Below are 21,315 nucleotides of genomic sequence, written 5' to 3'. Positions count from 1 at the left end.
TTTGAAAGACAGCGAAAATGGAAAGAAGGTGTCATGATGCGTAAACCAATTATTGCAGGAAACTGGAAAATGAATTTGACTTTACCTGAAGCACATGACTTTGTCATTAAAGTAAAGGGGCTCATACCGTCGGAAGATGCAGTTGATTCTGTTATCTGTGCACCTGCCCTTTTTCTCGATAAGCTTATTGAAGATGCTGAAGGAAAAGAATTGAAAATCGGTGCGCAAAATATGCACTTTGAAGATTCCGGTGCTTTTACAGGCGAAATCAGCCCGGTCATGTTAAAGGATATCGGCGTTTCTTACGTTATTCTTGGCCATTCTGAACGCCGGGCGATGTTTGCTGAAACTGATGAAACAGTCAATAAAAAAGTCCATGCGGCATTTAAGCATCAATTAATCCCGATCATTTGCGTCGGTGAAACACTTGAAGAACGGGAAAATGGAGAAACGAAAAAGCTTGTGAAAGAGCAAGTGTCTAAGGCATTTGAGGGAATCAGTGCGGAACTTGCAAAAACGGCTGTCATTGCCTATGAACCTGTTTGGGCCATCGGAACTGGAAAATCAGCGTCTTCTGAAGATGCTAATGAGGTTTGCCGATTTATCCGCCAAACACTTGTTGAACTATATGACCAGGCAACGGCAGATGCTGTCCGAATTCAATACGGCGGCAGCGTTAAGCCTGAAAATATTAAAACGTTCATGGCAGAGTCCGACATCGACGGCGCCCTCGTCGGCGGCGCAAGTCTCAAGCCAGAATCATTCTTGCAGCTTTTAGAAGGTGTTAATCATGACTAAAAAACCCCATGCACTCATTATTCTTGACGGCTTTGCGCTTCGTGAAGAAACTCAAGGCAATGCGGTGGCGCAAGCAAATAAGCCCAACTTTGACCGCTACTGGAATCAATATCCGCATGCGACGTTAAGAGCTGATGGGGAACACGTTGGCTTGCCGAAAGGACAAATGGGGAACTCTGAGGTTGGCCACATGAATATCGGTGCCGGCCGCATTGTTTACCAAAGTCTTTCGCGCGTAAACTTATCCATTGAAAAAGGTGAATTCTTCGAGAATAACGCCTTTCTTGATGCTATGAACTATGTTAAAGAAAAAGGAACCAACCTCCATATTATTGGTCTTTTATCTGACGGCGGTGTTCATAGCCATATTGATCATATGTTTGCCTTAATGAAGCTGGCAAAAATGCAGGATCTTAAAAATGTCTACATTCATGGTTTCTTGGATGGCCGTGATGTGGCTGAAAAATCGGCAGAAAAATATATTAAACAAACTAAGGAAAAAATAGCAGAGTACGGTGTAGGAGAAATTGCAACATTATCCGGACGCTATTATGCCATGGACCGCGATAATCGCTGGGAACGTATTGAAAAAGCATACCGGGCGATGGTCTATGCGGAAGGTCCTGACTACACCGATCCGCTTGAAGCTGTTGAAGATTCCTATAAAAACGGCATCTACGACGAGTTTGTGATTCCGTCTGTCATTAAGCATGAGGATGGATCACCTGTTGCAACAGTTAAAGATGGAGATGCGATTATTTTCTTTAATTTCCGTCCTGACCGTGCGATTCAAATTTCGCAAGTCTTTACGAACGAGGACTTCCGCGGCTTTGATCGCGGGGACAAGCAGCCGAAGGATATCCACTTTGTATGCTTGACTCATTTCAGTGAAACGGTTAACGGCACGGTTGCGTTCAAAACCATCAATTTGGATAACACATGCGGAGAAGTGTTATCACAGAACGGATTAACGCAGCTGCGCATAGCCGAAACAGAAAAATATCCTCACGTTACTTTCTTCTTTAGCGGAGGACGTGAAGAAGAATTCCCTGGAGAAGAACGTATTCTTATTCCGTCGCCGAAAGTTGCTACTTATGACTTGAAGCCGGAAATGAGTGCCTACGAGGTAACGGATGCATTGCTAAAAGAAATTGAGGCAGACAAGCATGATGCTATTATCCTAAATTTCGCCAATCCTGATATGGTCGGCCATTCGGGAAAATTAGAACCGACCACCAAAGCCGTTGAGGCAGTTGACGAATGTTTAGGTAAAGTCGTTGATGCCATTATTGCCAAAGGAGGAGCAGCTATTATCACTGCTGACCATGGCAATGCTGATGAAGTGCTTACTTCAGAAGGCGAACCAATGACAACCCATACGACAAGACCAGTCCCTGTCATTGTTACAAAAGAAGGCGTTGAATTGAGAAAGGACGGCATTCTGGCCGATCTTTCACCAACATTGCTTGATCTGTTGAATGTTAAGCAGCCTGAAGAAATGACAGGAAAAACATTGATCAAACACGAAAAGTAAGGTTGCAAGGAGCATCGGAGAATATTTCTTGACCGGCGCTGAGAAGAGGCGAAGCTTCTCGAATTAGCCGGTGAAGGCGTCTTTGTACCACAGCCAAAATCGTTCATTTTGATGCCGAAGGTTTAGGAGCGCACACTTGATTTAACCTAAAACATCGATGTGAATGAAGCATTTGGACAAAGGAGTTAGGGTACCTAAAACACTCCGATTGATAAAAATGTGTAAAAGGAGAGAAAAAGTTATGTCTTCTATGATTGTTGATATCTATGGCCGTGAAGTTCTGGATTCACGCGGCAACCCAACTGTTGAAGTTGAAGTATTTTTAGAGTCAGGCGCATTTGGCCGTGCGCTTGTACCAAGCGGTGCCTCAACAGGCGAATATGAAGCTGTTGAACTTCGCGACGGCGAAAAGAACCGTTACATGGGTAAAGGTGTCTTAAAAGCTGTAGAAAATGTTAATGATGTTATTGCGCCGGAGCTTGTCGGCTATGACGCACTTGACCAAACCGGCATTGACCGTGCTCTGATTGAGCTTGACGGAACAGATAATAAAGGCAAATTAGGCGCCAACGCTATTCTTGGCGTATCTATGGCGGTTGCTCATGCTGCAGCAGATTATCTTGACATGCCGCTTTACCGTTATCTTGGCGGTTTCAATGGCAAAACACTGCCAACACCAATGATGAATATCCTTAACGGCGGCGAACATGCTGACAATAATGTTGATATCCAAGAATTCATGATTATGCCGGTAGGTGCTGAAAGCTTCCCGCAAGCGATCCGTATGGGAGCGGAAATTTTCCATAACCTTAAAGCTGTTCTAAAAGACAAAGGCCTTAATACTGCTGTAGGTGATGAAGGCGGTTTTGCACCGAACTTATCTTCAAATGAGGAAGCCATCCAAACGATTATCGAAGCGATTGAGAAAGCCGGATACAAACCAGGTGATCAAGTGAAAATTGCCCTTGATGTAGCTTCTAGTGAACTGTATGATAACGGCAAATATCATTTCAAAGGTGAAGGCGTCACAAGAACTTCAGATGAGATGATTGAATTCTATCGCGGCTTGCTTGATAAATATCCAATTGTTTCGATCGAGGATGGTCTTGATGAAAACGATTGGGAAGGATGGAAGAAGCTAACAGCAGAACTTGGCGATCGTGTACAGCTTGTTGGCGACGACCTCTTTGTAACGAACACGAAAAAGTTGGCAGAAGGTATTGAAAAAGGTGTCGGCAATTCCATCTTAATTAAAGTGAACCAAATCGGCACATTGACAGAAACATTCGATGCGATTGAAATGGCGAAACGTGCAGGCTACACTGCAGTCATTTCCCACCGTTCTGGTGAAACTGAGGATACAACAATCGCTGATATAGCAGTTGCGACAAACGCGGGCCAAATCAAAACAGGCGCACCGTCACGCACTGACCGCGTTGCTAAATATAATCAACTTCTCCGTATAGCTGATGAGCTTGGTGAATCAGCTCAATACGGCGGTAAAAGTTCTTTCTATAACCTCAAAAATATTTAAATCCATTTAAAAGAGATGCTCACGGCCGGAGCATCTCTTTTTTTAGTTATAAATGTTGACAGATATAAATAACCAAAAGCAATTTAAAAAATTATACAAAAACTATTGATATTGTCCTAGGAAAAATGTATCGTATATGAAATGTTATTAGATTCATATTATTATAAACTCAGTCAACAACCTAGGGATGCAGAATCATTAAGTATATTTCGAATAGAAATTAAGTACTGCCGTAGGATTGGAAAACATCGCAAGCCCATAGATATTAAATCTATCTCTATCTTCCATTAGAGTAAATATATGGGGAAAATAATCAGAACGTCTGGTTATTGAATGTTAAATAATGATGGTCTTAAATTTAAAGGAGATTGATAATGAACAAAACAAGATTTTCTTTATTAAGTCTTATTTGCATTCTTCTAGCTGCCAGTGCGTTCGATAATGAACGGTTTGTACAAAAATTTACAAAAAGGGAGGTGTATAGAGTTAAGCCTTCTGAGTAATACAGTTTAAAAAACATTCAGCACTTGATCAAACTGAAGAGATTCTTGACGATTCAGTTAATTATAATCTTTCGATGGGATTTAACCCTGATAAAAAATGGATCAGATCTGTTAAAATGCAGGATACATCATTTCAATACATAGACAACTCTAAACATGCGCAAGTCATCACAGGGAAAATGTATATAGAAAACAAAACCAATAAAAAACAAACATTCACATTCGTCTTTTTACAAGGCAATAAAACAGCCAAAATAAAAACAGGCCATAGTCACTGGGCTCCTGCCGCAATTTTAGAAGCTTCGCCTGATGAGCATATTGAAGTTCCAATCAAAATTAATTGGAAACCATCTGAAGGTGAAGAACTAACGATATTTCCTATAAATCAAACTGACAAAACAGATCAATATAATGGGGCAGCTTTGGGTCTTGTTCGTTTTTTTGTATCTAAAAGCAAACATCCGACTGTATCAAAGAAAATGATTGATCAGCAGGCTTTTCAATTGCCAAAGAACTTTAATCCTGAGAAACATTCCTTACTGCCGGTTCTAGATTGGTATAAACAAGCATCACATCCGGTGAAATTTATTGAAAAAAATGGAGAGCTTTTTTCTAAGGGAAAAGTTGAAAGCCTAAGAATTCGCCCTCTTCCTTATCATACCAGCGTTGATATTGTTCTTGTTGATGAGTATGGAAATACAGAAGAGTTAGCAAAACACGTAAAAATTAATAAAGAAGAGTCTCATGAAATCAAGTTAGACAAATCGATTTTAAATCATGTATACAAAATGGAACAGAGGCAGTTTATTGTAGCTTTCAATAACCGAAACAAGAAAATATTAGCTGATGCAAAGGCTGTAGATAAAATGAAAAAACCTGTACCAACAACCTCACAAAGTGTGATTGAATTATACAGGCCTCTAGGAAAAGGTTCCTAAGTTTAATGGGAAACAGGTTTGGAGTTAATAAGATTAATCATTTCGGAATGAATGATATAAATAAGCATGATGCAGAATCAATTTGCTTGAAGGAAGTATAATATTTTCTATGCGTGTCTCATTTTCCTGCCCAGATTCATTGGGGTGGAATCTTCTTCCAGTTTCCGCTATCTGCAGCCGGTGTTCCCGCTTTACAATAATTTAGGGGTTCTCTGCTAAGAAATTTAAAAGTCAAAAAATATCGATAATTTTATTTAAAAACGGCTTGACTTCACCATTGGCTTTAAGCATAATATATCATAAATTTAACACTGATAAGCATAGACGGGGACCAGTAAATAGACATTGGCGCGTTAGAGAGTGGGATTCATCGGCTGGAAGATTCCATCGCTGCCAAACAATTGAACCTATCCCTTGAGCTGTTGGGCGAATAACCCGACCGGACCCTGCGTTATAGGAAAATAAGCGGGCGTCATAATGATGTCAAATAAGGTGGTACCGCGGAATACAGACTCTTTCCGTCCTTTGCAAGTCATTGTAAGGATGGGAAGGGTTTTTTCGTTTTTTATCATACTTAATAGAAAGGTGTGTACAATATGGCGAAAAAACGAATCGTTGTTAAAATTGGCAGCAGTTCGTTAACGCATGCCAACGGCGGGCTTAATAAAAAGAAATTAATAGAACATGTTGAAGCGATTGCACAATTAAAAAAAGAAGGACATGAAGTGATTTTAATTTCTTCCGGCGCTGTCTCGGCAGGATTCTTTGATCTTGGATATCCGGCACGACCCGTCACAATATCAGGCAAACAGGCGGCGGCTGCGGTAGGTCAAGGACTTCTGATCCAATCCTATACAGATGCTTTTAAAAGGCATGGTTTGGTCAGTGCTCAGTTGCTATTAACGAGGCAAGATTTTATTCATAAGGAAAGCTACAGCAATGCCTATGCTACTCTTCATGAGCTGCTTAAACGGTCTGTTTTGCCGATTATCAATGAAAATGATTCTGTTGCGGTTGATGAGCTGACCTTCGGCGATAATGATATGTTGTCAGCCCTTGTCAGCGGCCTTGTTCATGCGGACATTCTCATCATGCTGACAGATATAAACGGTTTGTATACAGCAAACCCTCATATGAATCCAGATGCGAAACGGTACGATTATCTCCCTGAAATAACTGAAGAACTTTTAAAACAAGCCAAAAGCTCATCAGGGTCAAAAGTTGGAACGGGCGGAATGAAGTCGAAATTAATTGCCGCACAAACAGCTCTATCCCTCGGTGTCAATGTATTTATTGGCACAGGTTCGGGGCCGGACAAATTGACCAAGATTTTAAAGGGAGAAGGAGACGGCACTTATATAGGGAATTCCCCAAAAATTCAATTAAAAAAACCGAAACAATGGATTGCCTTTCACTCGAAAATCTCAGGACAAATAAAGATTGATGATGGTGCACAAACGGCCATTGTTTTCAAAGGGAAAAGCCTGCTTCCGGCAGGAGTCAAACAAATTAGCGGTACATTTAAAGCCGGGGATGTTGTTGAGGTCGTCAACCATAAGAATGAAGTCATCGGCAAGGGACAAGTGAATTATACATCGGAAGAATTAGAAATTATCAAAGGGGCCGCAAGCCAGACGGCGATGAAAATAACACGGGCGAAACATCCTGAAGTGATACATCACGATCAGTTTGTATTTACTGTAAAGGAGAAAATGATATGAGTGAATTAATGTTAAAAGCTAAAAAAGCTAAGATCGCAGCCGGACAATTAATTGCAAAAACTACAAAACAAAAAGATGACGCGTTAAACATAATCGCTGGTCAATTGATTAAGGAAATGCCTTACATTTTACAAGAAAATAAAAAGGATTTGGAACAGGCAAAAGAAAATGGTGTAAACGCCACCTTAATTGACCGCCTGATGCTAAACGAACAAAGAATTCGCGAAATGGCTCTCGCTCTTGAAGAATTGACGCAATTAATGGATCCAATCGGTGAAGTGCTCGAATCATGGGAGCGTCCGAACGGCCTGAAAATTGAAAAGGTCAGGGTTCCGTTAGGCGTTGTCGGGATGATTTATGAGGCAAGACCCAATGTCACGGCAGATGCTTCGAGCCTATGTTTAAAAACGGGCAATGCTGTTCTTCTGCGCGGCAGTTCGTCGGCACTGAATTCTAATCGTGCGCTTGTATCAGTTATCCGCCGCGCACTTGAACAAACAGCAATTCCCAAAGATGCCGTTCAGTTATTAGAGGATGTCAGCCGGAATACCGCGTCACAAATGTTTAAATTAAATGACTGCCTGGATGTTTTGATTCCGCGCGGCGGGAAGAACCTTATTCAAACCGTTGTGCAAAATGCTTCGGTGCCTGTGCTGGAAACGGGTGCAGGCAACTGCCATGTGTTTATTGATGATTCAGCCAATCCGCAAATGGCCATTGATATAACAGTTAACGCTAAGACACAGCGCCCTTCCGTTTGTAATGCGGCTGAAAAAGTCATTGTTCATGAACATTGGGCAAAAAGGCATCTGGGAGAGCTTGTTAATAGATTGCGAGACCATCACGTTGAGCTTCGCGGCGATGACAAGGCAAGGGAAATCGTTGCGGATCTCATCGCTTGTACGGAAGAAGATTGGGAAACCGAGTATCTGGATAAAATCATAGCTATTAAAATCGTCGCAAATGTACAAGAAGCGATTGATCATATTAACACTTACAGCACGAAACACTCAGAAGCTATCATAACTGAATCATATGAAAATACGAAGGCGTTTTTCCAATTGGTAGATTCAGCCGCGCTCTATCATAATGCTTCAACGCGGTTTACAGACGGTTTCGAATTTGGCTTCGGCGCGGAAATTGGCATCAGCACGCAAAAATTGCATGCCAGAGGGCCGATGGGGCTTCGAGCTCTAACCTCAACAAAATATACCGTGCACGGCAATGGGCAAATCAAAAAATAGGGAATGTAAAAGATAATTATCTTGAAAGCTATGGGTTCTCCATAGCTTTAATAATGCCAATTTTTGCTGGTAACAGGTGCAAATTTTGTAGAAATATCTGTTGAACTTTGCATTTCATTTTGATATAATTTAAAATAAGAAAGATAGGTTAAAAGTATAAATGTCATTATTCATCTTTGGAAGCCTTCCTAAATCATTGATGCTATATACTTTGGATAATGCTTTTCATTATATCCAAAACCTCTTATTAAATTTACCGTACGCTAATTCCACGTAAATTTATTGAAAATATAGAAAATTAAATATTTATAATATTATTCCATTATAAAAGAGGTGTTTAAATGAAAAGAAGAAAGTTTGGACTGGCATGGCAAATATTTGCAGGTTTGGTATTGGGGGTTATTGTTGGTGCTGTTTTCTATAATAATCCTGCAGTAGCAACCTATTTACAGCCGATTGGCGATATATTTCTCCGCTTAATTCAAATGATTGTTATCCCTATTGTTGTCTCAAGCATTATTGTCGGCGTAGCCGGTGTTGGAGATATTAAGAAGTTGGGAAGGCTAGGCGGAAAAACGATTCTCTATTTTGAAATCATTACAACCTTTGCTATTATTATCGGATTACTTGCAGCGAATATCTTTCATCCCGGTACAGGCGTTGATATGAAATCGCTTCAAAAAACGGATATTTCATCTTATGTACAAACAGCAAAAGAAGTTGAACATCATAGTTTTATTGATACTTTTGTAAATATCGTCCCAAGCAATCTGATTGATTCAATGGCGAAAGGCGATATGCTGCCGATTATTTTCTTCTCTGTTCTTTTTGGAATAGGTGTGGCTTATATTGGAGACAAGGGCAAAACTGTGCTTAACTTTTTCCAAGGTACTGCCGAGGCCATGTTCACTGTTACAAATTTAGTGATGAGATTTGCACCGTTTGGAGTGTTTGCTTTAATTGGTGTAACCGTTTCTAAATTTGGCCTTCAATCCCTTATTCCGTTAAGCAAGCTGGTTATCTTAGTCTACGGCTCTATGATCTTCTTTATTATAGTTGTACTCGGTTTAGTTGCGAAATTTGCCGGTGTGAACATTTTTAATTTCTTGCGGATTCTAAAGGACGAGCTTATTTTGGCTTATTCAACATCCAGTTCGGAAACTGTTCTGCCGAAGCTTATGGAAAAGATGGAGAAATTCGGCTGCCCTAAAGCCATTTCTTCTTTCGTCATTCCGACGGGCTACTCATTTAACTTGGATGGTTCGACCCTTTATCAGGCTATTGCGGCCGTATTTATTGCTCAAATGTACGGCATTGATCTGTCCATTGGTACACAAATTTCGTTAGTTCTTGTCTTAATGGTCACATCAAAAGGCATTGCTGGTGTTCCAGGCGTTTCATTTGTTGTGCTTCTTGCAACGCTCGGTTCTGTCGGCATTCCGATTGAAGGGCTGGCATTTATTGCAGGTATTGACCGTATCCTTGATATGGCTAGAACTGTAGTTAATGTCGTAGGCAACTCATTGGCAGCGGTTGTTATGTCTAAATTGGAAAATCAATATGATCATGCCAAAGGCGAACAATATCTGAAAGAATTAAGACAAGCATCTTAATATGCAAAAGCTTCTCCTGATAGGAGGAGCTTTTTCTTTGAGAGCGGCTGTCCTGGCTGCGATTTGAATAAAAGGCTGTCTTATAAAAACATTGTAATCATTAGCATCGCTTTTTTATTTGTTCAGCGTGTTCAATGACTCAAGCAGTTATCAGTGATTTGAAGCTTGGTTTGCTTTATAATGAAGTTATGCGTACTCAACTCATGCTGCGTATTAAATTTTGTGTTAGGGAATAGGTGATATGATGAAATGGAGAAAGTATGTGTGTCTGCTTCTAGCCTTATCGATACTCGCCGTCATTACTGCCGGATGTTCTGAATCGGCGTCAGGCAGTGCATCTGCACCGAAAGCACACGATAAAACGGATCAGCACCATGAAAAAGACACAACAGCCAAGCAAAAGACTGGCAACAGCAATCATCAAAAATCGGAAAAGCCAAAAACCATTGATTGGAACGCGCCATCAGGCGGGCCTTACCCTAAATTGAAAAAAGGACAAGACATTTGGCTCGATGTCTCCAAAAAGGATCAAAAAGTGTATGTTAAAGATGGGGATAAAACGATTTACACGATGATTGCCTCTACAGGACTTGACAAGAACCCGGATACAACGACACCGACTGGCACTTTCCATATTCAAGCTGAACGCGGCGAATGGTTCTACTCGCCTAAATACAAAGAAGGCGCAAAATATTGGGTTTCATGGAAGAATCATGGTGAATTTCTTTTCCATAGTGTGCCGATGGATAAAAACCAGCATGTCATCACGGCTGATGCAAAAAAACTGGGACAAAAAGATTCCCATGGCTGCATTCATTTAACTGTTCCGGATGCCAAGTGGATATACGATAATATTCCCTATAACACCAAAGTCGTCATCCGATGATCCGGAGAAATTATGATGCGTTGTACACTGGAAAGGAAAGCTTGTTTATGTTACATTAAGAATAGTGTTTTTGCGTAAAAGCGGAGGTGCAGCGAATGCATACGTTGTTAATAACGCTATTAGTTATCGTGGCTATTTGCATTATTGTGCTTGTTCTTTTGCAACAAAGCAAAAGTGACGGCTTATCAGGAGCGATAACTGGCGGAGCTGAGCAATTATTTGGAAAGCAAAAGGCAAGAGGTATTGACGCGGTTTTAACGAGATTCACAGCAATCATGGCTGTATTATTCTTTGTCATTACCTTTTTATTAGGATATTTTTTCTAAATCTTAGGCAGCAGCCATTGAGGCATGCTGTTTTCTTTTTGTTTACGATAGTTCTTACATACAATTGTTTTATAAAAAATAAATAAGGGTATATGATCATGTCTTTGACGTGAATTTTGAATTAATAAACCTAAGCGAATCGAATCATGATATAGATAAAGGAGAGAATGATTGTGAAAATTATACCGCCAAAACCATTTACATTCGAAGCAGGAAAACGCGCTGTCTTATTGCTGCACGGGTTTACCGGCAATTCTTCTGATGTCAGAATGCTTGGCCGATATTTGCAGGATAAAGGGTATACAAGCCATGCTCCTCATTATAAAGGCCATGGTGTGCCGCCTGAGGAGCTCTTAGAGACAGGACCGACAGACTGGTGGGAAGATGTTAAGAATGGCTATGAACACTTGAAGTCCCTCGGTTATGAAGAAATTGCAGTTGCAGGTTTGTCTTTAGGAGGGGTATTTTCCCTTAAATGTGGTTACACTCTTCCAGTAAAGGGTATTGTGACAATGTGTGCACCGATGAACGCCAAAACAGAAAAGCAAATTTATGAAGGCGTTTTGGAGTACGCTGAAGAATATAAAAAGCGTGAAGGCAAATCCGATGAGCAAATAAAAGAAGAAATGGCAGTCTTTAAGGAAAAGCAGATGGCGACGATTAAAGACCTGCAAAACTTAATTAAAGATGTCCGCAATCATGTGGATATGATATATGTGCCGACATTTGTTGTTCAGGCCCGCAATGACGAAATGATTGATACAAACAGCGCTAACATTATTTATAATGAAGTGCAGTCGGATGACAAAGACATTAAGTGGTATGAACACTCGTCGCATGTAATTACATTAGGAGATGAGAAAGAACAGCTTCATGAAGATATTTACCGCTTCTTAGAAGGGTTGGACTGGACCGTTTCCTAATGAACAGGAGTGATAATTTGTGACAGAAGATCGCATACAAGAAATTCTAGATTATATGAAAGAAGAAGCTTATAAGCCGATGACGTTAACTGAGCTTGAAGACGTCTTTGAATTGACTGACTCTGAAGCTTTTAAAACGTTTGTTAAAACGTTAAATAAAATGGAAGACGAAGGTTTAATTGTAAGGACGAGAAGCAATCGTTACGGTTTGCCGGAAAAAATGAACCTCATGCGCGGGAAAGTTCAAGGCCATGCCAAGGGATTTGCGTTCATTATTCCGGATGAGGTCGATAAATATGACGATGTCTACGTGGCGCAAGGAGATTTGAACGGAGCGATGAACGGCGATACGGTTATTGTCCGCCTCTCCCATGAATCATCCGGAGAGCGTCCCGAGGGTGTTGTCATTCGCATTATTGAACGGGGCGTAACGAGAACTGTCGGCACGTTTGAGGATAATAAACATTTTGGATTTGTTATACCTGATGACAAGCGTATTCCAAAAGATATTTTTATACCTAAAGAAGAATTTAATGGTGCGGTTGATGGCCATAAGGTGGTTGTTGAGATAACCAAATACCCTGAGGGCCGCATGAATGCTGAAGGGAAGGTTGTCGACATACTGGGGCACAAAAATGACCCCGGCATCGATATCCTGTCAGTCATCTATAAATACAATTTGCCTCAGGAATTTCCGGACGAGGTGATTGCTGAAGCGAATGCGGTGCCTGATGAAATTGATCCTGCGGAACTTGAAGGCCGCCGCGATCTTAGAAATGAAACAATCGTGACGATTGACGGCGAAGATGCGAAAGATCTAGATGATGCTGTAAATGTTGTTAAGCTTGATAACGGCAATTATAAGCTTGGCGTTCACATTGCAGATGTCACCCATTATGTTAAGGAAGGATCTGCAATCAATGAAGAAGCCCTTGCCCGGGGGACAAGCATTTATCTTGTTGACCGCGTCATTCCGATGATTCCGCATCGGCTGTCTAACGGGATTTGCAGCTTGAACCCTCATGTTGACCGCTTAACGATCAGCTGTGAGATGGAAATCACGGCATCTGGGAAAGTGGTAAACTATGATATCTTTCCGAGCGTTATTAATACAACGGAACGGATGACATATACGAACGTCCGCAAGATTCTATTAAAAGAAGATCAGGAAGTCATTGATCGTTATGAACATCTTGTCCCGTTTTTTGAATTGATGGCTGAGTTGGCAGAAATCTTAAGAAAAAGGCGCCGTGAGCGGGGAGCGATAGATTTTGATTTTCCTGAAGCGAAAATTATCATCGGCGATGACGGCAAACCTGTCGATGTTGTCATTCGCGAGCGTTCAATAGCCGAACGGTTAATCGAGGAATTTATGCTTTGCGCAAATGAGACGGTCGCGGAACATTTTCATTGGCTTGACTTGCCGTTCATTTACCGGATTCACGAAGAGCCTGATCCGGAAAAATTGGCGAGGTTTTACAACTTCGCTGTTAACTTCGGCTACGTTGTGAAGGGAAGCCTGGATAGCATACATCCAAAAACGCTGCAATCCCTGCTTGAAGAAATTAAAGGCGAACCTGAAGAGCCAATCATTAATACAGTCATGCTAAGATCAATGCAGCAGGCGAAATATTATCATCAAAGCCTTGGACACTTTGGCCTTTCGACGGATTTTTATACGCATTTTACATCGCCAATCCGCCGTTATCCTGATTTAATTGTGCATCGTTTGATCCGGGAATACCTCTTTGAGAAAAAAATTGATCCAAAAACGAAGCACTATTGGGAAAGAGAACTGCCTGAGATTTCCAGACATACTTCGGAAAGAGAGCGGCTCGCAGTTGATGCTGAACGAGAAACGGATGACCTTAAGAAAGCGGAATATATGGAAGACAAGATTGGCGAGACTTTCGAAGGCGTCATCAGCAGTGTTACGAACTTCGGCCTATTCGTCGAATTGCCGAATACGATCGAAGGACTCGTTCATATTAGTTATTTATTGGATGACTATTATCACTATGATGATCAGCATATGGCGCTTATCGGCGAAAGAACGGGCAATGTCTTTCGAATCGGCGACCGAATTGAAGTTCGTGTTATTGATGTCAATGTAGACGAACGCTCCATTGATTTTGAAATTGTCGGCATGGTCGAGCGAAGAGCAAGAAAACGAAAAGCCCGTCCAACAGTTATACAAGGCGATTCCAAGGATACAAAGAATAGTAAGAGAAAAAATGGGAACGAAAGAAAAAAAGATAGCAAAACGCCGAAAAAAACGCCTTTTTATGAAGGAGTTAAGAAAAAGAAAAAACGTAAAAAATAACTGTTTTTGAACAGGTAATCAGAGTATGGAGGGACTTTGTTTCTCCATATTTTTTGTTTTATCTCGAGCCCATAATCCTTTATTTTTTTACAATTAAAATTTTTTATTGACTAACATGTATATACAAATTAAAATATACTTAATTCTTGTATATACAAATATGGAGTAAGGGGGATTCACATTGTTTAAAAGTCTTTTTCAAAAAAAGCAAAAAACAACAACTGAGCACGTACTGGCACCGATAAACGGACAAATAGCTGACATGGAACAGGTTCCTGATCCGACGTTTGCACAAAAAATGTTAGGTGATGGTCTCGCTGTCATTCCATCAGACGGCACAGTGTCTTCACCGATTGATGGTGAAATCGTTCAGCTGTTTCCGACCAAACACGCTGTCGGGATTCGAGGAAAATCCGGAATGGAACTATTAATTCATATTGGACTTGAAACCGTTTCAATGAATGGTGAGGGGTTCACCGCTCATGTTCGGCAAGGGCAAAAAGTAAAAGCCGGCGACCCATTAATTAATGTTGATTTAGAACAAGTTAAAAACAAGGCAGCCCATACGATAACACCTGTTGTCATTACAAATATGGATGCGGTTGCAAGTATTGAGAAACGAACGGTAACTGATGCAGTCAGAGGAGAAACAGTGATGATGGAAGTGAAAATGAAAGCGTAATCCAATAGTTGTAAGCGAATACATTCAGGGCATTGGGGGGAAGACTTATGGGCATTAAAAAGGAATCTGTCGAAAAAATATTGGCTGCAGTCGGCGGAAAGAGCAATGTTTATGCGGTTACTCATTGTGTGACACGTTTGCGCTTTGCTTTAAAAGATGAGACAAAAGTCGATAAAGAGAAATTGGAAGAGATTGATTTAGTTAAAGGTTCATTTTCAGCAAACGGGCAGTTTCAAATTGTTATAGGGCAAGGCACTGTGGATAAAGTTTATGAGCAATTGATTCGAATCTCCGGGCTGGATGAGGCCACGAAAGAAGACGTCACAAATGAATCATCAAAAAAGCTTAATCCGCTGCAAAAAGCGGTGAAAACATTATCTGACATTTTTATTCCTATTTTACCGGCAATCGTGACAGCGGGTTTGTTATTAGGGCTAAATAATTTGCTGACCGGTCAAGGCATTTTCTATGATAACAAGGCATTTATAGACGTTCATAAGGAATGGAAAGATCTTGCGGATATTGTTAATTTAATCGCAAATACTTCATTTACTTTTTTACCGGTTCTCATTGGCTGGTCGGCTGTTAAGCGTTTTGGCGGCAATCCATTGCTCGGCATCGTTTTAGGTCTTATGCTTGTTCATCCTGAGCTTATGAACGGCAATAATTATGGCAGCGCTGTCAAAAATGGAACGGTTCCGCATTGGAATTTATTCGGGCTTCATGTGGAAAAAGTCGGCTATCAGGGTCAAGTCTTGCCTGTCCTTGTTTCCGCTTATGTTTTGGCGAGGATAGAAATTTTTCTTAAAAAACGAATACCTGATTCTATTCAACTGCTGGTTGTCGCACCAATTGCACTGTTGGTTACAGGATTTTTGGCGTTTATCGTTATTGGTCCAGTGACTTTTGGAATAGGAAATTTTATAACCAATGTGGTGGTCGGCATATTTAACCATATTCCAATTATAGGCGGACTCATTTACGGCGGGTGTTATGCGCTCCTTGTAATTACCGGGATGCATCAGACATTTCTTGCTGTTGACTTTCAGCTTATTGCAAGTGTTGGCGGCACTTATCTTTGGCCGATACTCGTTATGTCGAACGTTGCGCAAGGCGCAGCGGCATTGGCTATGATGTTTGTCATGAAAAAAGATAAGAAACTAAAAAGTTTATCGTTAACTTCTGCTGTGTCAGCGTTTCTAGGTGTAACTGAACCTGCGATGTTCGGTGTGAACATACGATTTAAGTATCCGTTTGTATCAGCGATGATCGGCGCGGCGATCGCCGGAGCAGTGCTGGCTGTTAATCATGTTAGGGCTGCTTCCATCAGTGTCGGCGGCTTGCCGGGGTTCTTAACCATCTTTCCGCAAAAATGGAGCGTCTTTTTTATAGGCATGGCGCTGTCGATTGTTATTCCTTTTACTTTGACCTTTGTTTTCTCTAAGTTTAAAAAAGGAGCAAGCAAAGACGAGATTTTTCAAAGCAAAATGGCCAATAACCAGTAATTATTCACAATATTCAAATCCATTAGGGATCTGACTTGGAAATAGAAAGGTGATTATTGTATGAATGAACCATGGTGGAAAAGGGCGGTTGTCTATCAAATTTATCCGAAAAGCTTTAATGATTCAAACAGTGACGGCATTGGAGATATACAAGGCATTATTGAGAAGCTTGATTATTTGAAAAAGCTTGGTGTGGATGTTATCTGGCTAACGCCGATTTATAAGTCTCCAGGCCGGGACAACGGGTATGATATCAGCGATTATTTTAATATAGATGAACGGTATGGAAGTTTTAAAGACTTTAAGAGGCTGTTAACTGAGGCGCATCATCGCGGTATTAAAGTTATTTTGGATATTGTTGTCAATCATACATCGACAGAACACGAATGGTTTAAATCAGCCAGAAGCTCGAAGAACAGCCCATATCGTGATTTTTATATTTGGAAGGACCCGGCGGCAGACGGTTCTGAACCAAATAATTGGCAGTCTAAATTTGGCGGCTCCGCCTGGGCATTTGATGAAAAAACAAGTCAATATTATCTTCATCTGTATGATATCAGCCAGGCGGACCTTAATTGGGAAAACAAGGCTGTACGCGGGAAGGTTTATGACATGATGCGTTATTGGCTGAATCATGGGGTCGATGGATTTAGGCTGGATGTGATTAATTTAATTTCTAAAGACCAGCGATTTCCAAATGACGATGGGATCGATGCCTTAGGGGATGGAAGAAAATTTTATACAGATGGTCCGCGTATTCATGAATTTCTTCAGGAAATGAACAGAGAAGTTTTTTCAAACGACGATTTAATGACTGTCGGCGAAATGTCTTCTACAGCTATTGATGAATGCATTAAATATACAAATCCAGAGCGGCGGGAATTGGATATGGTGTTCAATTTTCATCATTTAAAAGTTGATTATCCGAATGGCGAGAAATGGGTTGCAGCTGATTTTGATTTTCTCGCTTTAAAGCGCATTCTGTCAGAATGGCAAATGAAAATGCATCAAGGGGGCGGCTGGAACGCTTTGTTTTGGTGCAATCATGATCAGCCGAGGATTGTTTCTCGATTCGGTGATGAAGGGACTTATTGGAAAGTTTCAGCCAAAATGCTCGCCACAGCCATGCATATGCTGCAAGGAACGCCGTATATTTACCAAGGTGAAGAAATTGGGATGACAAACCCGAACTTTTCGAACATTGACTCATACCGTGATGTCGAGTCTTTGAACATGTATCAGATCTTAAAGCAAGAAGGGAAGCCGGAAGAAGAGATCTTAAATATTCTTAAGCAGAAATCTCGAGATAATTCCAGGACGCCGATGCAATGGAATGATCAAGAATATGCGGGCTTTTCTAATGTCCAGCCTTGGATTGAGCCGGCGTCTAATTATCATGATATTAATGCAGAAGCCGCTTTAGAAGATCGTGATTCCATTTTCTATCATTACCAAAAATTAATTAAGCTTAGAAAAAAATACGATATTGTCACTTATGGCGATTATCGCTTGCTTTATCCTGATCATCCCCGGATATACGCTTATTTAAGACGGCGGCAAGGCGACGCGCTTTTAGTTATAAATAATTTTTTCGAAGAGGAAACACTGTTTCATATGCCGGCTGATTTGCAGATAGAAAAATCCCTTTGCAGCATACTTATTGCCAATTATCCGGACGCGCCAAATATCAGTCCGAAAATAAAATTAAGGCCTTATGAATCCATTGTTTATTTAGTGAAAAATACTTGCTGATAAAGAATGATGCTAAAAAAATATTCATGCTACAATATTTTTGGTGATATTAAAATGAGAGAAAATAAATTTCTGGCTATTTATAATGACCTAGCTGATAAAATCCAAAAAGGAAAGTATATGACAGGAGAACTCCTGCCTTCTGAACATGAGCTGGCTGACCGCTATGACTCATCACGGGAAACGATTCGCAAAGCCCTTAATTTCTTATCACAAAACGGATATATTCAAAAGGTGCGCGGCAAAGGCTCAATTGTTTTAGACGTCGGAAAATATGATTTTCCGGTCTCCGGGCTGGTTAGTTTTAAAGAACTTGCAACAAGAACAGGGAAGCCCTGGAAGACAAATGTCCACGAACTTGTCCTTGTCAAACCGAATCACTACATTCAGCAGCAATTAAAACTGAAAAAAACTGATGAAGTCTGGAAAGTGGTGCGATCAAGAGAGATTGATGATGAGAAGATCATTTTAGATATAGATTACATTAAAAAACAGTTCGTTCCAACCATCACAAAAGATTGTTGCGAGAATTCTCTCTACAATTATTTTGAAAATGACCTCAATCTAGTTATCAGCTTTGCCAAAAAAGAAATTACAGTGGAAGAAGCATCCTCAGCAGACAAAGCCTGCTTGGATCTTAAGGGTTATACGCATGTTGTTGTGGTTAAAAATTATGTTTATTTAGAGGATGCCAGTCTTTTACAATATACTGAATCCAGACACCGCCTCGATAAATTCAGATTTGTTGATTTTGCAAGACGGGAACGCCGCTAGTTTCAATTTCAGCTGGCGGCAGCCCATTCCTTTACAATGCTAACAAATCACTTGCTTGGCATTTTACGCCCGTATATAATAATGAATACGTAAAAAGAAGAGAAAGGAGAAAGACATGGCAAAAAGTGAGGGAAGAGTGCTTGCTCAAAACCGCCGTGCCAGCCACGACTATTTTATTGAAGAAACATTTGAAGCAGGCATTGTTTTACAAGGAACAGAAATTAAATCAGTCCGCAAAGGGTCAGTCAATTTCAAAGATGCTTTTGCTCGTGTAGAAAACGGTGAAGTCTTTCTTCATAACATGCACATCAGCCCTTATGAGCAAGGAAATCGATATAACCATGATCCGCTTCGAACCCGGAAGCTCTTGCTTCATAAGAAAGAAATCAGTAAGCTGATGGGGAAATCCAAAGAAACAGGCTATTCGATTATTCCTCTAAAAATGTACATTAAAAACGGATACGCAAAAGTGCTCATAGGACTTGCCAAAGGTAAGAAGAACTATGATAAGCGGGAAACATTAAAGAAAAAGACCGCGCAGCGTGAAATTGAAAAAGCTTTCCGTGAACGACAAAAAATGTAAACTGGTTGTCAAAGCTTTAGATGTGTGTTAATATATTTTATGTGAGCTTAGATCTGACTTTTACGGTCTTCTTATCATCAAGAAGAACCGCTTATGGAACATCAACCTTTTACATTAAGGGGACGTTTCGGATTCGACAGGGATAGGTCGGGTTTAAGTTGCGAGCCGAGCTGGCAGTCTCGTAAAAATGCCACAGCCAATAACTGGCAAAAAAGAAAACAACTTCGCTCTAGCTGCGTAAGTCAGCGAGCGGTTCCTCCCTCCATCGCCCACGTGGTAGGGTAAGGGACTCACTCTGAGTGGGATACGCCGGAAGCCCGCAGCCTGAGGGTCAAGGAAGAGAACAATCGGGCTAGCCGCATCGAAGCCTGTCGGTGGGCCGACGTGCAGGCGAAAGTCTAATATACCGACTACGCTCGTAGAAGCTTAAATTACGATATCTCTGGACGTGGGTTCGACTCCCACCGTCTCCACCAAACCTTACATATCAACGGACTAAGGTTTCGTGGTGAAAATTGCGATATACTGTTATCAAAGCATTAAAAAACAACAAAATGAATCTTAACAGACGCTTTTGATAAGGCGTCTTTTTTTATGGCTCTACAATATTTGTTGGGGTATGAGAAAAATTAAAACAAAAAAATACACGCAAGCTCCTTAATCCTTTACACTTGAATTGACGAGAAACAAGAAAAGAATAGGAGTTGCGTGTATATGCATTTTAACATGATTTTACCTGGATGAGAAGATGTGATGATTTTGAGGGCGGAAGAGGGCGGCTTTCTTAAAATAATTTTTATCCTTTAGTTTAAATCTAACCTCAATTTCTTTCATAAAACTCCACTCCCTTTCCTCTATATAATATTTCATTTTATTGTAGATTAATTAAAAGTCTTATGTCACTATAAAACACTTTTTGATTTATATCGGTCTTTGAGGTTATATTGGCTTACGAAATGAATAACACCATTTATTATAATTCAGTTTTTTTTCATAAAATCTATGCGCATCTTTACGCTGAATTCCTGATTCGATAGCCACAAATTCAGCTCCATTTAATTTTGCCCACGACTCTATATAACTTAATAATTTATAACCATACCCTTGGGAGCGATATTTCTCATCTGTTACAAGGTCATATACAAATGCATGCTTCTTATTATAAAAATTAACCTGTAAACTAACCCCTGCTACTGCTGCAATGCCTTCTTCTCCATAAATAGCGAATAATTTATAACCATTTTGTCTCATCTGCGTTAAAAATTCCATATAACTTTCTTCAGTTAAATCCGTACGTAATTGATTTACCACTGGGAATGCTTCTAAAAACTGATTCTCTTCTGTTAATTCCACAATATTTTCTGTTGATAGTGCCATTTGTTTTCCCTCCTCATCATGGTATTTAATTCCATGAACCATAATAAAAATCCTTTATGGAATATACTTTTTTGATAAAAAATATTGCGGCAAAGTAAGTTCATTATTGTTTATGGCAAAAATGCAGGGAATGGCATTTTATTTGTGCAGGGACCGAAGCGTGCACAAAAAAAAACGCTACCGGGGGCAACTTGTGGATGTATCCATTACGATCAGTTCATCAAGTAGTTTAATTGGAAAAGGAAATATCTATTTAATAATAGAATATTAGTTTATAAATGGGAAAGTAGGTGATCATG

17 protein-coding genes and 1 other RNA gene are annotated in these 21,315 nt (G+C 40.4%); 17 read left to right on the top strand and 1 reads right to left on the bottom strand.

The window, feature by feature from the left end; translation table 11 throughout:
* Positions 1-36: 36 nt before the first annotated feature.
* The 17 genes from tpiA (at position 37) to ssrA (ending at position 20,115) form a co-directional block, all read left to right on the top strand.
* Positions 37-798 (top strand): triose-phosphate isomerase, encoded by a 762-nt coding sequence (gene tpiA, locus JOD45_RS05765; RefSeq protein ID WP_205002919.1) that lies wholly within the window; start codon positions 37-39, stop codon positions 796-798.
* On the top strand, positions 791-2,332 hold the full coding sequence (gene gpmI / locus JOD45_RS05760; protein ID WP_205002918.1) for a 2,3-bisphosphoglycerate-independent phosphoglycerate mutase: 1,542 nt from the start codon (positions 791-793) through the stop codon (positions 2,330-2,332). The genes tpiA and gpmI overlap by 8 nt, the downstream gene beginning before the upstream one ends.
* A gap of 241 nt (positions 2,333-2,573) precedes the next feature.
* On the top strand, positions 2,574-3,866 hold the full coding sequence (gene eno / locus JOD45_RS05755; protein ID WP_205002917.1) for a phosphopyruvate hydratase: 1,293 nt from the start codon (positions 2,574-2,576) through the stop codon (positions 3,864-3,866).
* Positions 3,867-4,485: 619 nt separating this feature from the next.
* The gene (locus JOD45_RS05750) at positions 4,486-5,307 is read left to right on the top strand and encodes a hypothetical protein (protein ID WP_205002916.1); all 822 of its coding nucleotides are present in this window, start codon (positions 4,486-4,488) and stop codon (positions 5,305-5,307) included.
* 596 nt (positions 5,308-5,903) lie between these two features.
* Positions 5,904-7,028, top strand: coding sequence for a glutamate 5-kinase (gene proB, locus JOD45_RS05745; RefSeq protein WP_205002915.1), 1,125 nt, complete (start codon positions 5,904-5,906; stop codon positions 7,026-7,028).
* The gene (locus JOD45_RS05740) at positions 7,025-8,272 is read left to right on the top strand and encodes a glutamate-5-semialdehyde dehydrogenase (protein ID WP_205002914.1); all 1,248 of its coding nucleotides are present in this window, start codon (positions 7,025-7,027) and stop codon (positions 8,270-8,272) included. The genes proB and JOD45_RS05740 overlap by 4 nt, the downstream gene beginning before the upstream one ends.
* A gap of 341 nt (positions 8,273-8,613) precedes the next feature.
* Positions 8,614-9,885, top strand: a complete 1,272-nt coding sequence (gltP, locus tag JOD45_RS05735; protein WP_205002913.1) for a glutamate/aspartate:proton symporter GltP — start codon at positions 8,614-8,616, stop codon at positions 9,883-9,885.
* Between the two features lie 241 nt (positions 9,886-10,126).
* Positions 10,127-10,771, top strand: a complete 645-nt coding sequence (locus JOD45_RS05730; protein WP_205002912.1) for a L,D-transpeptidase — start codon at positions 10,127-10,129, stop codon at positions 10,769-10,771.
* A gap of 95 nt (positions 10,772-10,866) precedes the next feature.
* Positions 10,867-11,097: a preprotein translocase subunit SecG gene (gene secG, locus JOD45_RS05725; RefSeq protein ID WP_205002911.1), complete on the top strand. Its 231-nt coding sequence runs from the start codon at positions 10,867-10,869 to the stop codon at positions 11,095-11,097.
* 173 nt (positions 11,098-11,270) lie between these two features.
* On the top strand, positions 11,271-12,020 hold the full coding sequence (locus tag JOD45_RS05720) for an alpha/beta fold hydrolase (RefSeq protein WP_205002910.1): 750 nt from the start codon (positions 11,271-11,273) through the stop codon (positions 12,018-12,020).
* Positions 12,021-12,075: 55 nt separating this feature from the next.
* A complete protein-coding gene (gene rnr, locus JOD45_RS05715; RefSeq protein WP_239549111.1) occupies positions 12,076-14,343 on the top strand; it encodes a ribonuclease R in 2,268 nt (755 codons plus the stop codon).
* Positions 14,344-14,524: 181 nt separating this feature from the next.
* Positions 14,525-15,025, top strand: coding sequence for a PTS sugar transporter subunit IIA (locus JOD45_RS05710; protein WP_205002908.1), 501 nt, complete (start codon positions 14,525-14,527; stop codon positions 15,023-15,025).
* Positions 15,026-15,072: 47 nt separating this feature from the next.
* On the top strand, positions 15,073-16,530 hold the full coding sequence (gene treP / locus JOD45_RS05705) for a PTS system trehalose-specific EIIBC component (protein ID WP_205002907.1): 1,458 nt from the start codon (positions 15,073-15,075) through the stop codon (positions 16,528-16,530).
* Positions 16,531-16,590: 60 nt separating this feature from the next.
* Positions 16,591-18,282, top strand: a complete 1,692-nt coding sequence (gene treC, locus JOD45_RS05700; RefSeq protein WP_205002906.1) for an alpha,alpha-phosphotrehalase — start codon at positions 16,591-16,593, stop codon at positions 18,280-18,282.
* Positions 18,283-18,336: 54 nt separating this feature from the next.
* Positions 18,337-19,056 (top strand): trehalose operon repressor, encoded by a 720-nt coding sequence (treR, locus tag JOD45_RS05695; RefSeq protein WP_205002905.1) that lies wholly within the window; start codon positions 18,337-18,339, stop codon positions 19,054-19,056.
* Between the two features lie 115 nt (positions 19,057-19,171).
* On the top strand, positions 19,172-19,639 hold the full coding sequence (smpB, locus tag JOD45_RS05690) for an SsrA-binding protein SmpB (RefSeq protein WP_205002904.1): 468 nt from the start codon (positions 19,172-19,174) through the stop codon (positions 19,637-19,639).
* Positions 19,640-19,757: 118 nt separating this feature from the next.
* Positions 19,758-20,115: a transfer-messenger RNA gene (ssrA, locus tag JOD45_RS05685) on the top strand.
* Positions 20,116-20,578: 463 nt separating this feature from the next.
* Here the strand turns inward: ssrA and JOD45_RS05680 are convergent.
* Positions 20,579-21,016 (bottom strand): GNAT family N-acetyltransferase, encoded by a 438-nt coding sequence (locus JOD45_RS05680; protein WP_205002903.1) that lies wholly within the window; start codon positions 21,014-21,016, stop codon positions 20,579-20,581.
* Between the last annotated feature and the right edge of the window lie 299 nt (positions 21,017-21,315).

Origin of the sequence: Scopulibacillus daqui (assembly GCF_016908855.1) — a bacterium.
Taxonomy (GTDB): domain Bacteria; phylum Bacillota; class Bacilli; order Bacillales; family Sporolactobacillaceae; genus Scopulibacillus_A; species Scopulibacillus_A daqui.
The sequence above is the reverse complement of the archived record's forward strand: the minus strand, read 5'-3'. Positions and strand labels throughout refer to the sequence as shown.

Bases quoted from the DNA above. Each gene is read 5' to 3' on its own strand.
- tpiA (WP_205002919.1), top strand. From the start codon at position 37: ATGCGTAAACCAATTATTGCAGGAAACTGGAAAATGAATTTGACTTTA.
- gltP (WP_205002913.1), top strand. From the start codon at position 8,614: ATGAAAAGAAGAAAGTTTGGACTGGCATGGCAAATATTTGCAGGTTTG.
- treP (WP_205002907.1), top strand. From the start codon at position 15,073: ATGGGCATTAAAAAGGAATCTGTCGAAAAAATATTGGCTGCAGTCGGC.
- JOD45_RS05680 (WP_205002903.1), bottom strand. From the start codon at position 21,016: ATGGCACTATCAACAGAAAATATTGTGGAATTAACAGAAGAGAATCAG.
- JOD45_RS05750 (WP_205002916.1), top strand. From the start codon at position 4,486: ATGCAGGATACATCATTTCAATACATAGACAACTCTAAACATGCGCAA.
- treR (WP_205002905.1), top strand. From the start codon at position 18,337: ATGAGAGAAAATAAATTTCTGGCTATTTATAATGACCTAGCTGATAAA.
- rnr (WP_239549111.1), top strand. From the start codon at position 12,076: ATGAAAGAAGAAGCTTATAAGCCGATGACGTTAACTGAGCTTGAAGAC.
- secG (WP_205002911.1), top strand. From the start codon at position 10,867: ATGCATACGTTGTTAATAACGCTATTAGTTATCGTGGCTATTTGCATT.
- JOD45_RS05730 (WP_205002912.1), top strand. From the start codon at position 10,127: ATGATGAAATGGAGAAAGTATGTGTGTCTGCTTCTAGCCTTATCGATA.
- proB (WP_205002915.1), top strand. From the start codon at position 5,904: ATGGCGAAAAAACGAATCGTTGTTAAAATTGGCAGCAGTTCGTTAACG.
- smpB (WP_205002904.1), top strand. From the start codon at position 19,172: ATGGCAAAAAGTGAGGGAAGAGTGCTTGCTCAAAACCGCCGTGCCAGC.
- treC (WP_205002906.1), top strand. From the start codon at position 16,591: ATGAATGAACCATGGTGGAAAAGGGCGGTTGTCTATCAAATTTATCCG.
- gpmI (WP_205002918.1), top strand. From the start codon at position 791: ATGACTAAAAAACCCCATGCACTCATTATTCTTGACGGCTTTGCGCTT.
- JOD45_RS05740 (WP_205002914.1), top strand. From the start codon at position 7,025: ATGAGTGAATTAATGTTAAAAGCTAAAAAAGCTAAGATCGCAGCCGGA.
- eno (WP_205002917.1), top strand. From the start codon at position 2,574: ATGTCTTCTATGATTGTTGATATCTATGGCCGTGAAGTTCTGGATTCA.